Source organism: Lysobacter sp. BMK333-48F3 (assembly GCF_019733395.1).
Lineage (GTDB): Bacteria > Pseudomonadota > Gammaproteobacteria > Xanthomonadales > Xanthomonadaceae > Lysobacter.
Genome location: NZ_JAIHOO010000001.1, coordinates 318,983 through 333,484, shown reverse-complemented (window position 1 = coordinate 333,484; position 14,502 = coordinate 318,983). Strand labels below are relative to the sequence as shown.

Below are 14,502 nucleotides of genomic sequence, written 5' to 3'. Positions count from 1 at the left end.
GGCGGCCCCGGGGGCGAGCGTGTCGCCCCGAAAGCCGCGGTTCGACGACGATATCCGATTCCGGCGCCGCGCAGGCGCAAACAGAAACGGGCGCCTGGGCGCCCGTTTCTGCGTCGCATCGTTTCGCCTTGCGGCGAAGCCGATCAGTAGCGGTAGTGATCCGGCTTGTACGGACCGTCGACCGAGACGCCCAGGTACTTGGCCTGGTCGTCGGTCAGGGTGGTCAGCTTGACGCCGATCTTCTCCAGGTGCAGGCGCGCGACTTCTTCGTCGAGCTTCTTCGGCAGGATGTAGACCTTGGCCTCGTAGCTGTCCTTGTTCGCCCACAGGTCGATCTGGGCCAGGGTCTGGTTGGAGAACGAGTTCGACATCACGAAGCTCGGGTGGCCGGTGGCGCAGCCGAGGTTGACCAGGCGGCCTTCGGCCAGCAGGAAGATCGAATTGCCGTTGGCGAAGGTGTACTTGTCGACCTGCGGCTTGATGTTCAGGCGCTTGGCGCCGGAGGCGTTGAGCGCGTCGACCTGGATCTCGTTGTCGAAGTGGCCGATGTTGCAGACGATGGCCTGGTCCTTCATGCCCTGCATGTGGGCCAGGGTCAGCACGTCCTTGTTGCCGGTGGTGGTGACGTAGATGTCGCCGCGGCCGAGGGTGCTCTCGACGGTGTTGACCTCGAAGCCTTCCATCGCCGCCTGCAGGGCGTTGATCGGGTCGATCTCGGTGACCACGACGCGGGCGCCGTAGGCGCGCAGCGAGTGGGCCGAGCCCTTGCCGACGTCGCCGTAGCCACACACCACCGCGACCTTGCCGGCCAGCATCACGTCCATCGCGCGCTTGAGGCCGTCGGCCAGCGACTCGCGGCAGCCGTACAGGTTGTCGAACTTGGACTTGGTGACCGAGTCGTTGACGTTGATCGCCGGGACCAGCAGGGTGCCGGCTTCGGCCAGCTGGTACAGGCGGTGCACGCCGGTGGTGGTCTCTTCCGAGACGCCCTTCCAGTCGCGCACGACGGTGTGCCAGAAGCCCGGGCGCTCGGCGTGGACGCGCTTGAGCAGGTTCTTGATCACCTGTTCTTCGTGGTTGCCCGAGGCGGTGTCGACCCAGGTGTCGCCCTTCTCGAGCTCATAGCCCTTGTGGATCAGCAGGGTCACGTCGCCGCCGTCGTCGACCACCAGCTCCGGGCCGAGGTACTTGTCGGTGCCGTTGCCCGGGAAGGTCAGCGCGGCCAGGGTGCAGTCCCAGTACTCTTCCAGGGTCTCGCCCTTCCAGGCGAACACCGGGGTGCCGCTGGCGGCGATCGCCGCGGCGGCGTGGTCCTGGGTCGAGAAGATGTTGCACGAGGCCCAGCGCACGTCGGCGCCGAGGTCGCGCAGGGTCTCGATCAGCACTGCGGTCTGGATGGTCATGTGCAGCGAGCCGGTCACGCGCACGCCCTTGAGCGACTGCGCGGCGGCGTACTTCTTGCGGATCGACATCAGGCCCGGCATTTCGTGCTCGGCGATGTCCAGCTCCTTGCGGCCCCAGTCGGCCAGGGAGATGTCGGCGACCTTGTAGTCGCCTTCGGTCGAGAAGGTCTTGGGTACTGCGTTCATCGAGGGTGCTCCAGTTCTTTGGGGAGCCGGCGGATGCCGGGTCCGGCGAGCCACCGCGGTCTGCGGTGGAGCTCAAACCGGGCGCCGTTGGGACTAGGCCTCGCCGAGCCTGGCCGTGGATCGCACGGTCGCAGCGCCCCTCGGCGGGCTGAGCGACCAGTATATCGCGGCCTCCCCGAGTGCCGCACGACGGCCAGGCCGAGCCTGAACGCAGGCGGCCGCAGCGGTCGTCGCGCCGTCGCCTGCGAACCAGCCCGAATGGCATAGGCCGGCGGCCGTCGACGCCGGCTAAGCTCGGGGCGGGGAGCGCGCCCGCGCCATGCGGCGGCCGTCCGCGTCGGCGGCCGCGGCTCCTACGCTCATTCACTCAGGAACCCATCGCCGATGAGACCTCTTGCGCGACGCCGCGGCTGCGACCGCCGGCCTGCTTCGATCCGCCTGCCGCAGGCCTTGCTGCTGTCGGCCCTGCTGCTGGTGCTGCCGCTGGGTGCCACCGCGCAGACCGCCGCCGCCGCGGGCTACCAATTGCCGCCCAAGCCCCTGCAGGCGATCGTCGATGCGCCGCGTCCGCCGCAGCTGGCGCTGAGCCCGCGCCGCGACTGGATGGCGCTGGTGCAGACGCCGTCTTTGCCGGGCATCGACGTGGTCGCCCAGCCCGAACTCAAGCTCGCCGGCATGCGCCTGCATCCGCGCATGCGCGCGCAGAGCCGCTTCAGCTTCGGCAGCGATCTGAGCCTGCTGCAGATCGACGGCGCCAAGACCCACAAGATCGAAGGCCTGCCGTCGCCGCTGTCGCTGGCGACGCTGGAGTGGTCGCCGGACCAGCGCTGGCTGGCGTTCAACCGCGTCGACGCCGGCAGCGGTGCCAACGAGTTGTGGCTGGTCGAGCTCGCTTCGCGCCGCGCGCACCGGGTGGCGTCCGGGCTCAACACCGTCGCCGGCCGCGGCTATGCCTGGATGCCCGACAGCCGCCGCCTGCTGGTGCAACTGCGGCCGGAAGGCGAGGGCGAGGCGCCGGCCAGCGCTACCGTGCCGACCGGCCCGGCGGTGCAGGAGACCGAAGCCAGCGCGACCGTGCGCCAGATCCGCACCTTCCAGGACCTGCTGCGCAACGAAAGCGATGCGCGCCAGTTCGAGTACTACCTGCGTTCGCAGCTGGCCGTGGTCGACCTGACCGGCGCGGTCGCCCGGCTCGGCGCGCCGGCGCTGTACACCGGCGCCAAGCCTTCGCCGGACGGCCGCCATCTGCTGACCACCAAGATCGAGCGGCCGTTCTCCTACCAGGTGCCGGCGAGCATGTTCCCGCAACGCATCGAGGTGCTGGACGCCGACGGCAAGTTCGAGCACGAAGTCGCGCGCCTGCCGCTGATCGACGGCCTGCCGAGCGGCAACGACGCCGTGCCTACCGGGGTGCGCAACATCGACTGGCGCAGCGACGCGCCGGCGAGCCTGGTCTGGGCCGAAGCGCAGGATGGCGGCGACCCGGGCCGCGCGGCCGAGATCCGCGATGCGGTGATGATCCAGGCCGCGCCGTTCGACAAGCCGCCGCAGACCCTGATGCGGCTGCAGTCGCGCTTCGCCCGCGCGCGCTGGGGCCGCGGCGACCTGGCGCTGATCGACGAATTCTGGTGGAAGACCCGCCAGGCCAAGCGCTGGCGCGTGGCTCCCGACGAGGGCGGACGCGAGCCGGAGCTGCTGCACAGCGGCCTGAGCGAAGACCGCTACAACGATCCGGGCGACCCGCTGCTGCAGCGCGACGCGGCCGGCCGCGAGCGGCTGCAGTTGTCGGCCGACGGCGCCAGCCTGTTCCTGGCCGGCGAGGGCGCTTCGCCGGAAGGCGACCGTCCCTTCCTCGACCGCTACGATCTGGCCAGCAAGGCCAAGACCCGGCTATTCCATTCGCAGGCGCCGCATTACGAAGCGCCGTACGCGCTGCTCGACGATGCCGGCCAGCGCCTGCTGACCCTGCGCGAATCGCCGACCGAGCCGGCCAATCTGTTCCTGCGCGAGCTGGCGCGCGCCGAGGCCGCGCCCGCGCCGCTGACCCGCTTCGCCCATCCGACTCCGCAGTTGAAGCAGATCAAGAAGGAGCAGATCCGCTACAAGCGCAAGGACGGGGTCGAGCTGACCGCCAACCTGTACCTGCCGCCGGGCTACGACCCCAAGCGCGACGGCCCGCTGCCGATGCTGATGTACGCCTACCCGGGCGAGTTCAAGTCGGCCGCCGCGGCCAGCCAGGTCACCGGTTCGCCGTACCGCTTCAATCTGGTCAGCTTCTGGGGGCCGCTGCCGTACCTGGCGATGGGCTATGCGGTGCTCGACGACCCCTCGATGCCGATCGTCGGCGAAGGCGAGCGCGAACCCAACGACAGCTACATCGAGCAGCTCACCGCCAGCGCCGAGGCGGCGGTCGAGGAAGTGGTACGGCGCGGCGTCGCCGACCGCGAGCGGATCGCGGTCAGCGGCCACTCCTACGGCGCGTTCATGACCGCCAACCTGCTCGCCCACACCCGCCTGTTCAAGGCCGGCATCGCCCGCAGCGGCGCCTACAACCGCACCCTGACCCCGTTCGGCTTCCAGGCCGAAGAGCGCAATTACTGGCAGGCGCAGTCGACCTACCAGGCGATGTCGCCGTTCAACTACGCCGACAAGATCAAGGACCCGTTGCTGCTGATCCATGGCGAACAGGACAACAACTCCGGCACCTTCCCGGTCCAGAGCGAACGCCTGTTCGCGGCGATGAAGGGCCTGGGCGGCAAGGCGCGACTGGTGATGCTGCCCAACGAAAGCCACGGCTACCGCGCCCGCGAGTCGATCCTGCACATGCTGGCCGAGACCAACCGCTGGCTCGAGCTGTACGTCAAGACCGCCAAGCCGCAGGCGGGCAAGCCCGCTGCGGCCGGCAAGGCCGCGACGGGCAAGGCGGCGGCATCGAAATAAGCGCGCCGTAGACATCGCGACGGCGATCGCGCAGCGGCACCGCGCGATCGCCGCGGCGCCGACGAGGCAGTGGAGACGGAGCGCCTGGCGCTCCGTTTCTGTTTGCGCCGCCGGATCGGCCGCGATGCGGCGACGGGCGGCGGATCCGCCCACGACAGCGTCGTGCGAGCCGCGAGGCAAGCGCCAATCCGCGGGGCGTCGCACGGGCCAATCGCGCCGCTCGGGCCTGGCGGGATCCGCGTTTGCCGCGGATGCGCGCGATTTTGTCCTCATCGCGAGATCGGCGCCGAAGCGCGATCCGCGCACAGCGCGCGGCGGAGGCAGGAGCGCAGGCTGATCGCGTACCGCACCCCGCATGCCTGGGCATGCGCTGCGGCGCGATCCCCCACTCGCACCGGAGGTCCTCCATGTACCTTGCTCCAGACAGCATCGGCGGCGCGCCGGTGTTCACCCCGCAATCGACCCCGACCACGCACACGGTCGGTCCCGGCGAAACCCTGCTGCAGATCGCCGACACCTATGGCGTCACCCCGCAGGCCCTACGCGAAGCCAATCCGGAACTGTTCCAGGACAAATGGCGCCAGGACGAGGCCCAGCAGGCCGGCCGCGCCGACCCGATCTTCTACGGCGACACGCTGAAGATCCCGGCGGCGGCGATGAGCGTGACCGAGGGGCCGATCGACAGCCCTTACGACGCCGGCCACGGCACCAGCAAGAGCGAGTACGCCGGCGCCGTCGGTTCGGTGAAGGTCATGCACAACCCGGGCGACAACGTCACCCGGACGACCCAGACCAACGAGACCGGCAACTACTCGATCTTCAAGATCAGCAACGAAGTATCGGTGGAAGTGGGTTGGACCAAGAAGGACGGGAGCACCGAGTTCAGCGTGGTCGGCGCCAACGTCACCTTGGTACGCGCAGAGGGGCGGGCGGGACAGTTCGAGGCGGAGGGCGCCACCGGCATCGGCTTCCGCGCCCGCTACAAGGTGATCCTGCCCGGAGAGAACCACGATCCGGCCAAGGTCGCGCAGATCAATCCCTTCGACCCCAGCACGATTCCGCCCGGCGCTTCGGTGATCATGGACGGACAGCAGTACGAGCAGACCGATCTGGCCGGCTCGTTCAAGCACATCGGCGGCGAGAGCCAGGTCAAGGATGCGCGCGGCTCCGCCTATGTGATCACCCGCGACCCGCACAGCAACCAAGTCACGGTGATGAAGGGGCCGTGCTCGGCGCTGGAGTCGTTCAGCGGCGGCGGCCTGCGCTTCAATCAGCATGGCGTGGAGGCTTCGATCAGCGTCGGCGGGCAGACCAACGTCAGCGATTCGACCCTGCGTACGGCGCGTTTCGACCTCGACAGCTCCGAAGGCCGCGCCGCCTACGAGCGCTTCGTCGTCACCGGCCGCGCCGAGCAGGGAGACCCGGGCGTGGAGGGCGTGGCGACGGTGCAGCGCCTGGACGTGTCTTCGCAGGGCCGGGTCAAGCTCCACCTGGCCACCGGCGCGGCCGAACTCGAAGGCGATATCGCCATGGGCGGCGCCAACGCCGGCAGCGTCGTCCAGACCACCTATCCCGACGGTTCGATCGCCTTGACCCGCGAATTCAGCTATGGCGACAACGTGCCCTTGACTATCACCCAGCGTTTCGACGCCCAGGGCAACGAGGTGCGGTCGGAGCGGACCTACGAATACACCGTCGACACCGGCGGGCAGGGCAATCATTCCGCGCAGCAGATCAACTGGGTGCTCAGCGGCGGGGTCACCGAAAGCGGCCCGGCGCAGCCGGGACAGAAACTCAAGCTGACCTTCACCGAGGCGGAAATGGGCGCCCTGAACGCCAAGGCCGAGAAGGCCGGCGACACCATGCCGCAGATCGCCCACTTCACCGACGACGGCGACGGCCGCTCGGCCAGCACCCTGCAGTTCGCGATCGGCATGGCGCGCAACATGAACCAGAACAAGTACGGCTTCGCCGGGACCCTGCTGGACATTTCCGATGCGGCCGACGGCCATGCGGGGCGCGGCTTCGTCCGCCTCGACATGGACGTGGGGTAGCAGGTTCCCGGCTGAAGCCGGGGCGCGGCTCGCCGGCCCGCCCGCCGACGACCGTCGAGCCGTCGCCCGCTTATGCCTGCGGCAGCGTCGTGATCGGAATCCGCCGCCGCTTCGGCTTGGCCAAGGCGTTCTCGTGCTCGGCCAAGGACGAGCCCCAGAACTCCTCGACGCTGGGGCCGCGGCGGGTGCGGCCGCCGGCGAAGAAGAACTCGAACAACTCGCGCAACCAGACCCGCCGGCCCATGCGCACGTACCAGCGCATGCCGCGCAGGACTTCGCGGTCGGGGTGCAACAGGCTGCGGTACAAGGCGCGCGGACGCAGCTGCATGATCGCCTCGATCGCCTTGACCCACAGCAGCACCCGCCACGGCGGCACGCCGCGGGTCGCCAGCACCTGGTGTTTGTAGTCCCACTTGCGCGGGTCGGTCTGGATCACTTGGCGCGCCGCGACGCTGTCGTAGTACGGCGTCCAGCGGTGCGGGGTGGCGTAGAGCAACTGGATCTGGTCCGGGTCGTAGCGCAGCAGATGGCGCAGCGAGTTCCAGTAGTCGCGATCGCGGTCCTCGTCGAAGCCGACCACGTAGGTGGCCATCGAGATGATGCCGTGCTCGCGCAGCAGCCGGATCGCTTCCTGGTCCTCGCGCACGCTGGCGCCTTTGCGGATCGTTTGCAGGGTCGTTTCGGAGTAGCTTTCGATGCCGAGCAGGAAGCGGATCACCCCGGCGCGTTTGTACAGATGCAGGATGTCGGCATCGCGCACGATGTCGCCGGCGCGGGTCGAGCCGACCAGGGTCAGCTCGACGTTCTCGGCGATCAGCGCCTCCAGGAACGCCTTCCAGGCCTTGCGCGAGCCGGTCGGCAGCTCGTCGGCGAAATTGATCAGGCGCACGCCGTGTTCGCGATACAGGCGCGCGAGCTCTCGGGCGAACCGGACCGGATCGCGATGGCGCCAGCGGGTCCAGAAGCCGCGCTGGCCGCAGTAGCTGCACAGATAGGGGCAGCCGCGCGAGAACTGCACCACCACCGCCTTCATTCCGCCCCAGTAGGAATAGCGGTCGTGATCGATCAGCTCCCAGCCGACCCGGGCTTGGTCCAGGTCGGTCAGCATTTCGGCCTGGCCGGTATCGACGATGCGGCCGTCGCGGCGGTAAGCCAGGCCCGGCACGCCGGCCAGGTCGTCGCCGCGCGCCAGGGCGGTGGCGAGCAGCACCGCGGTGCGCTCGCCTTCGCCGCGGACGATGCAGTCCACCGCCGGCTCGCGGCTGAGGATGTCGTACCAGTGGTAGGTCGGGAATACGCCGCCGTAGACGATCCGCAGTTGCGGCCGCGCCTGCTTCAGCTGCGCGGCGATGCGGGCGATGGTCGGGTGCGCCGAGGTCGAACCGGAGTGGCCGACCATCAGCAGGTCGGGCGCGCGTTCGAGCACCCGGCGGACGATCTCGTCGATCGGCATCGGCCCGAACTCGGCATCGAGCAGTTCGACCGCGAAGCCGGCGTCGAGCAGCGGGCCGCCGATGCTGAGCAGGCCCAGCGGCGGCAGTTGTTCGCGCGGTATGCGGCTGCCGATCGCGGTATGCGGCGGATTGAGCAGGAGGATGCGAAGCGGGGACATGGCGGGTCGCGGGCAAGCCGGCGGCGCGCCGGCGCGAGCACTGTCGGCGGCGGCGATGGGCGCAGGATGAGGCCGGTGTGAGGCCGATGCGGGGGTTCTGTGACGGCGGTCGGCGCGCCAGGCCGGCCGCGCGGGTGTTTTGCGTAGACACCGATGCCGCGCGCGAACGGCGTGCGCCCACCCACACGGAGAGAACGATGAACGCACGCGTCAAGGTCGGCCTGGACGAATGGATGGCGGCCGATGCCAGCAAGGCCGACCTCATCACCGACGGTCTGTCCGGCTGTGTCGCGGTCGGCCTGGCCGGCAACGGCAGGATCGCGTTGTCGCACGTGTTCTCCGGCTGCGATGCCGGCCACTGGGAGGGCTACCGGGCCAGGCTCGATGAGGCCTTGGCGGCGTCCGATCTCGGCGACCGGCCGCAGGCGGTGCTGGTCTGCGCGCAGGGCGACAGCCAGCTCGGCAGCAACGCCTGGCTGCCGTGGAAACTCAAGGACTGGCTGCACGGCCACGGCATCGAGGCGCAGATCCGCCAGGACAACGGCTGCCGCATCGGCGCCGGCGGGGCCGGCCTGCGCTGCACGCTCAAGCAGGCCGATCGCGAGGACGATTACCGCTACGGCTACCAGGTGTCCGCCGACGCCGGCGATGCGGCGAGCCGGGTCGGCGCGCTGTCGGACCAGGCCAAGCCGGCCGGCGCCGCGCATCCGCCGCGCGCCGACCTCGCCGCGGGCGGCGCGGCGCTGACCGAGGAGGGGCATCCGGCCTACGGCCTGTATCGGCAGATCCTGGCCAAGATTCCGCCCGAGGCGGTCGGCGCCGACAACGCCGGCGAACTGCCCGGTTCCTACGCCGCGCGCCAGGCCGCGGCGGCGCTGACCGTGGAATGCCTGAAGCAGCAGATCGGCCAGGTCGATACCGTGATCACCGGCGGCGAGGACCACGCCTCGCTGTTCGCGATCAAGGGCAGCCGGCGCGAGTCCATGCAGCACGCTTCGGTGGTCACCGACGACGCGCTCGACCTGTCGATGCCGGCGCTGAGCGCGCAAGCGCGGCGTTTGCATGCGGCCTTGCCGGCGCTAGGCGCATCGGCTCCGGCTCAGCCGTCGCAGGCGCAGAGCAACGGCGGTGCGCTGACGGTCTGATCCACGGGCGGCGGGTGCCAGGACGCAGGACAGCGATGCGGGTGGCGGAGAGCGAGCGATGAACGACCGGGTCAAGGTGGGCGTGGACGAATGGTTGAGCGTGCAGGCAGGCGGCTCCGATCTGATCACCGACGGCTTGCTCGGCTGTGTGGCGGTCGGCCTGGCCGGCAACGGCCGGCTCGCCCTGAGCCACGTGTATTCGGCGTGCAACGACGAGGCCGGTTGGCGGGCCTACGAGGAACGGTTGAATGCGGCCTTCGAGGCCTCGGCGCTGGGCCCTCCCGGGCAGATCAAGGCGGTGATCGTCGACGTCGACGACACCGGCAAGTTCTTGCCGCAGCGGCTGGCCCAATGGCTGCAGGACAAGGGCGTGCAACAGATCGACTTGCTCCGGGACGAAGGCTGTCGGGTGTTGGCCTCGCCGGACGGCTCCGGGACGCATTACCTGCTCAAGGGCGGCGACAAGGCGTCGGATTACGACCGCGGCTATCAAACCAGCGAGGACGGCCGCGACGGCGTCGAACGAGCGCTGCTGTCGGAACATGGCGGAGCGGCGACCAAGATCTTCGCCGACATCTCGCCGCAGCCGTCCGCGAGCGGCGGGACGCTGCTGACCCACACCGAGCACCCTCACGGCGGTCTGTATGGTTCGATCCTGCGATGCATCGGCGAAATGGAGGCGCCGGGGCTGCTGAAAGACTGCCCGTACTGGCAGGAGCAGGTCGCCGCAGAGCTGACCCGCGGTTGCGTCGCCGCCAAGATCTACGATTCGATCGATGCCGTCCGCTACGGCCAGGGCGACAGCAGCCACGAACTGTTCGTGTTCAAGGGGCCGCAAGAATCGTCCTACACCGGCGTGGGCGTGAACATCTTGGAGACCGATGCGCAGAGCCTGGCCAAAGCCAGCCAGGAAACTCTGGATGCGCCGCCGCCGGGCTTGGGCTTGCCGATGCAGCAGCAGAAGGCCCAGACGCACTAGGCCGCCGCCGTCGGGGCAAAAGAAAAGGGCCGCGTTCGCGGCCCTTTTCTCGTGGCTTCGGCGATATAGCGCCGGCGCGGGCTTACTTCTTCAGCCCGGCGTCCTTGCGCAGATCCTCGGCCTTGTCGGTCTTTTCCCACGAGAATGCGGTCGCGGTGTGCTTCTTGCCGGCGGCGTCGACGTAGCTGACTTCCTTCGGCTTGCGGCCGAAGTGGCCGTAAGCGGCGGTCAGCTGGTAGACCGGGTGGATCAGGTCGAGCATCTTGACGATGCCGTACGGGCGCAGGTCGAAGTGCTTGCGGATCAGCTTCTCGATCTTGTCGTCGCTGATCTTGCCGGTGCCGAAGGTGGTGACCGAGATCGAGGTCGGCTCGGCCACGCCGATGGCGTAGGAGACCTGCACTTCGCACTTGTCGGCCAGGCCGGCGGCGACGATGTTCTTGGCCACGTAGCGGGCGGCGTAGGCGGCCGAACGGTCGACCTTGGACGGATCCTTGCCCGAGAACGCGCCGCCGCCGTGGCGGGCCATGCCGCCGTAGCTGTCGACGATGATCTTGCGGCCGGTCAGGCCGCAGTCGCCGACCGGGCCGCCGATCACGAAGATACCGGTCGGGTTGATGTGGACCTTGTTCTTCGGCAGCTTTTCCAGCCACGCCTTCGGCAGCACCGGCTTGAGGATGTGCTCGTACACGCCCTCGACCAGGTCCTTCTGCTTGATGCCCGGGTCGTGCTGGGTGGACAGCACCACCGCGTCGAGGCCGACGACCTTGTGCTCGGCGTCGTAGCGCAGGGTGACCTGCGACTTGGCGTCCGGACGCAGCCACGGCAGCTTGGAGTTCTTCTGCTTGCGGATCTTGGCCTGCTGCTCGACCAGGCGGTGCGAGTAGTAGATCGGCGCCGGCATGAATTCCGGGGCTTCGTTGCAGGCGTAGCCGAACATCAGGCCCTGGTCGCCCGCGCCCTGTTCTTCCGGCTTCTTGCGGTCGACGCCGGCGGCGATGTCGGGCGACTGCTTGCCGAGCATGTTGATGATCGCGCAGGTGTGGCCGTCGAAGCCGACATTGGAATTGTTGTAGCCGATGTCGTTGATGACCTTGCGCGCCAGAGCCTCGATGTCGACCCACGCGGTGGTGGTGACTTCGCCGGCGACGATCGCCGCACCGGTCTTCACCAGCGTCTCGCAGGCCACGCGCGCGCGCTTGTCCTGGGCCAGGATGGCGTCGAGGACGGCATCGGAAATCTGGTCGGCGATCTTGTCCGGATGGCCTTCGGAGACGGATTCGGAGGTGAACAGGTAGCTGCTGGACATCGAGGCTATATCCTCGTATTCGGATAGAAAGATGGCCGGATATGATACAGGCTCGGCCGCGAACGCGCATTGTGCCGCTTTCGGGGGTTGCCGGGGGTTAATTCGCTGGCCGATCGCGGGCAACGCCGGTCTACGCCGGTCATCTTCGGCCAAAGCCGCCGGGCACCCGGCCGGCGGCTGTCATCGCACTGACCGCAAACCGCCACAGGCCTGTCGCCGCCCCGGCGCAGGCTCCGCGGCATACCGCCGCCGACTGCGACGCCGATGCTGCCTCTCGAACGCCGACTGCAAGAGCGCTTCCCGCAATGGTTCCGGGGCCGCCGCGGCAGCCTGGCCCGGCCGCTGTTGCGCACCCTGGGGCGCTGGTCGCGTTTCGACCTGGTCGACCGCTTCCTGGCCGAGAACGGCCACCTGCGCGACTTCGCCTTCGTCGGCGGCGCGCTGGATTTCCTCCAGGCCCGTTACCTGGTCGATCCGGCCGAGCTGGAGCGGATCCCGGCCCGCGGCCGGCTGCTGATCGTCGCCAACCATCCCTCCGGCGCGCTCGACGCCCTGGCCCTGCTCGACGCGGTCGGCCGGGTCCGGCGCGACGTGCGCATCGTCGCCAACGACCTGCTGTCGGCGCTGGAGCCGCTGTCGGGGCTGCTGCTGCCGGTGCGGATCCTGGGCGGCCGGCCGAGCGCCGAGAGTCTGCAGGCGATCGAGGCGGCGCTGCGCGCCGAACAGTGTGTGATCGTGTTTCCGGCCGGCGAAGTCGCCCGGCTCGGCCTGCGCGGGGTCGCCGACGGGCGCTGGCGCCGCGGCTTCCTCAGCTTCGCCCGCAAGACCGCCGCGCCGGTGCTGCCGGTGCGGATCGAGGCGCGCAATTCGGCCCTGTTCTACGGCGCCTCGGCCCTGTTCAAGCCGGCCGGCACCGCCTTGCTGGCGCGCGAGATGTTCGCCCGCCGCAGCCGCCGCATCGCCCTGCGCATCGGCCGGCCGCTGCAACTGCCGAGCGACGGCGACCCGCAGCAGTTGCTGCGCGAGGTGCGGCGCGAGCTGCATGCGATCGGCACCGCGCACGAGCGCGCCGCGCCGGTCGGTCCCGAACCGCTGGTCGAGGCGGTCGACCCGGCCCTGGTCCGGGCCGGGGTCGAGGCGATGGAGTCGCTGGGCCACACCCTGGACGGCAAGCAGATCCGGGTCGGCCAACTCGACGCCGGCGCGCCGCTGCTGCGCGAGATCGGCCGGCTGCGCGAGCTGACCTTCCGCGCGGTCGGCGAGGGCACCGGCCAGCGCCTGGACGTGGACCTGTACGACGGCTGGTACGAACACATCGTGCTGTGGGACGCCGCCGCGCAGCGCATCGCCGGCGCCTACCGGATCGGCCGCGGCAGCCGGATCCTGGCCGAACGCGGCCTGGCCGGGTTCTACACCGCCTCGCTGTTCCGCTTCGCCGACGACGCGGTGCCGCGCCTGGCCCAGGGCATGGAGTTGGGGCGCAGTTTCGTCGTGCCGGAGTACTGGGGCAGCCGCAGCATCGACTACCTGTGGCAGGGCATCGGCGCCTATCTGATGCGCCACCCCGGCGTGCGCTACCTGTTCGGCCCGGTGTCGATCAGCGCCGCGCTGCCGGCCGACGCGCGCGAGCAGATCGTCGCCTACTACGCCCGCTACTACGGCGCGGCCGCAGCCGATGCGGTCTCGCGCCAGCCCTTCGTCTATCGCGCCGCGCCGCCGCAGTTCGACGCCGTCGACGCGGCGACCGCGTTCCGCGTGCTCAAGAACAATCTCGATGCGCTCGGCGCCACCCTGCCGATGCTGTACAAGCAATACACCGACCTGTGCGAACCCGGCGGCGCGCGCTTCCTCGCGTTCGGCGTCGATCCGGCGTTCAGCGATGCGGTCGACGGCCTGATCGAAGTGGACCTGCTGCGGCTGCGGCCGAAGAAGCGCGAGCGCTATCTCGGCGCGACGGCGCCGGCCGCCGGCGGTTCCGCGAGCGATTCCGACGCCGAGTCCGTCGCCAGCGAGGCCGTGCCATGAGTCCTGCATCGATCGCGCAATTGCCGGTACGCCGCCGGGCGGTGTTCGTGTCCGACGTGCATCTGGGCTCGAAGCACTGCCACGCGGCGGAACTCGCCGATTTTCTGCAGAGTCTGCGTTGCGATCGCCTGTACCTGGTCGGCGACATCGTCGACCTGTGGTGGATGGCGCAGCATCGCGCCGCCTGGGGCGCGGCCCAATACCGGGTGGTCGAGGCCTTGCACGCGCTGACCCGCGCCGGCACCGAGCTGATCTATGTGCCCGGCAACCACGATCGTTCGATCCGCCGCTTTTGCGGCCTGGCGCTGCCGCGCATGCAGGTGCGCCGGCGCGCGATCCACCTCACCGCCGACGGCCGCCGCCTGCTGGTGGTGCACGGCGACGACTACGACGCCGCGACCCAGTTCGGCGGCATGCAGGAAAAGTTCGGCGACTGGCTGTACGAGCGCATCCTCACCGGCAACCGCCTGACCAACCGGGTGCGGCGCCGCTTCGGCCTGCGCTACTGGTCGCTGGCCGACTTCCTCAAACGGCAAAGCGGCGCGGCCGAACGCTACATCGCCCGCTTCGTCCAGGCCGGCCTGGGCGACGCGCGCCGGCGCGGCCTGGACGGCATCGTCTGCGGCCACATCCACCGCGCCGCGTTGTTCGAGCGCGAGGGCTGCGTCTACGCCAACGACGGCGACTGGGTCGAAAGCCTGACCGCCTTGGCCGAAGATCCCGACGGCACGCTGCGCCTGTTGGCCCACACCGGCGAAACCCTGGCCCTGCTGCCGGCGCGCGCGCCGCGGCGGCTGGGCGGCGCGCTGCCGCACGCGGCCTGAGCGGCGCCGCGCACCGGGCACGAGG

At 69.8% G+C, this 14,502-nt stretch carries 9 protein-coding genes and 1 riboswitch; of the genes, 6 read left to right on the top strand and 3 right to left on the bottom strand.

Going from position 1 to position 14,502, the window contains the following annotated elements; all coding sequences use genetic code 11:
* Positions 1 to 143: 143 nt before the first annotated feature.
* A complete protein-coding gene (ahcY, locus tag K4L06_RS01205) occupies positions 144 to 1,589 on the bottom strand; it encodes an adenosylhomocysteinase (RefSeq protein WP_221669657.1) in 1,446 nt (481 codons plus the stop codon).
* Positions 1,590 to 1,661: 72 nt separating this feature from the next.
* Positions 1,662 to 1,737: riboswitch (S-adenosyl-L-homocysteine riboswitch) on the bottom strand.
* Between the two features lie 236 nt (positions 1,738 to 1,973).
* Here ahcY and K4L06_RS01200 point away from each other — a divergent pair.
* Both K4L06_RS01200 and K4L06_RS01195 read left to right on the top strand, forming a co-directional pair.
* Positions 1,974 to 4,529: a prolyl oligopeptidase family serine peptidase gene (locus K4L06_RS01200; RefSeq protein ID WP_221669656.1), complete on the top strand. Its 2,556-nt coding sequence runs from the start codon at positions 1,974 to 1,976 to the stop codon at positions 4,527 to 4,529.
* A gap of 407 nt (positions 4,530 to 4,936) precedes the next feature.
* Positions 4,937 to 6,583, top strand: coding sequence for a LysM domain-containing protein (locus K4L06_RS01195; protein ID WP_221669655.1), 1,647 nt, complete (start codon positions 4,937 to 4,939; stop codon positions 6,581 to 6,583).
* 70 nt (positions 6,584 to 6,653) lie between these two features.
* Here the strand turns inward: K4L06_RS01195 and bchE are convergent, their stop codons facing one another.
* Positions 6,654 to 8,195, bottom strand: a complete 1,542-nt coding sequence (bchE, locus tag K4L06_RS01190) for a magnesium-protoporphyrin IX monomethyl ester anaerobic oxidative cyclase (protein WP_221669654.1) — start codon at positions 8,193 to 8,195, stop codon at positions 6,654 to 6,656.
* 197 nt (positions 8,196 to 8,392) lie between these two features.
* On the opposite strand from bchE, the gene K4L06_RS01185 reads away from it, so the two are divergent.
* Together K4L06_RS01185 and K4L06_RS01180 are read left to right on the top strand one after the other, a co-directional pair.
* Positions 8,393 to 9,340: an XVIPCD domain-containing protein gene (locus K4L06_RS01185; RefSeq protein WP_221669653.1), complete on the top strand. Its 948-nt coding sequence runs from the start codon at positions 8,393 to 8,395 to the stop codon at positions 9,338 to 9,340.
* Positions 9,341 to 9,398: 58 nt separating this feature from the next.
* Positions 9,399 to 10,319, top strand: a complete 921-nt coding sequence (locus K4L06_RS01180) for a hypothetical protein (RefSeq protein WP_221669652.1) — start codon at positions 9,399 to 9,401, stop codon at positions 10,317 to 10,319.
* 82 nt (positions 10,320 to 10,401) lie between these two features.
* Here K4L06_RS01180 and metK read toward each other — a convergent pair whose 3' ends face one another.
* Positions 10,402 to 11,628, bottom strand: coding sequence for a methionine adenosyltransferase (gene metK / locus K4L06_RS01175; protein WP_221669651.1), 1,227 nt, complete (start codon positions 11,626 to 11,628; stop codon positions 10,402 to 10,404).
* 264 nt (positions 11,629 to 11,892) lie between these two features.
* On the opposite strand from metK, the gene K4L06_RS01170 reads away from it, so the two are divergent.
* Both K4L06_RS01170 and K4L06_RS01165 read left to right on the top strand, forming a co-directional pair.
* On the top strand, positions 11,893 to 13,653 hold the full coding sequence (locus K4L06_RS01170; protein WP_221669650.1) for a lysophospholipid acyltransferase family protein: 1,761 nt from the start codon (positions 11,893 to 11,895) through the stop codon (positions 13,651 to 13,653).
* Positions 13,650 to 14,477 carry a UDP-2,3-diacylglucosamine diphosphatase gene (locus tag K4L06_RS01165; protein WP_221669649.1) on the top strand — a complete coding sequence of 276 codons (828 nt, stop codon included), beginning with the start codon at positions 13,650 to 13,652 and terminating at the stop codon, positions 14,475 to 14,477. Before K4L06_RS01170 ends, K4L06_RS01165 begins: the two co-directional genes overlap by 4 nt.
* Positions 14,478 to 14,502 lie beyond the last annotated feature (25 nt).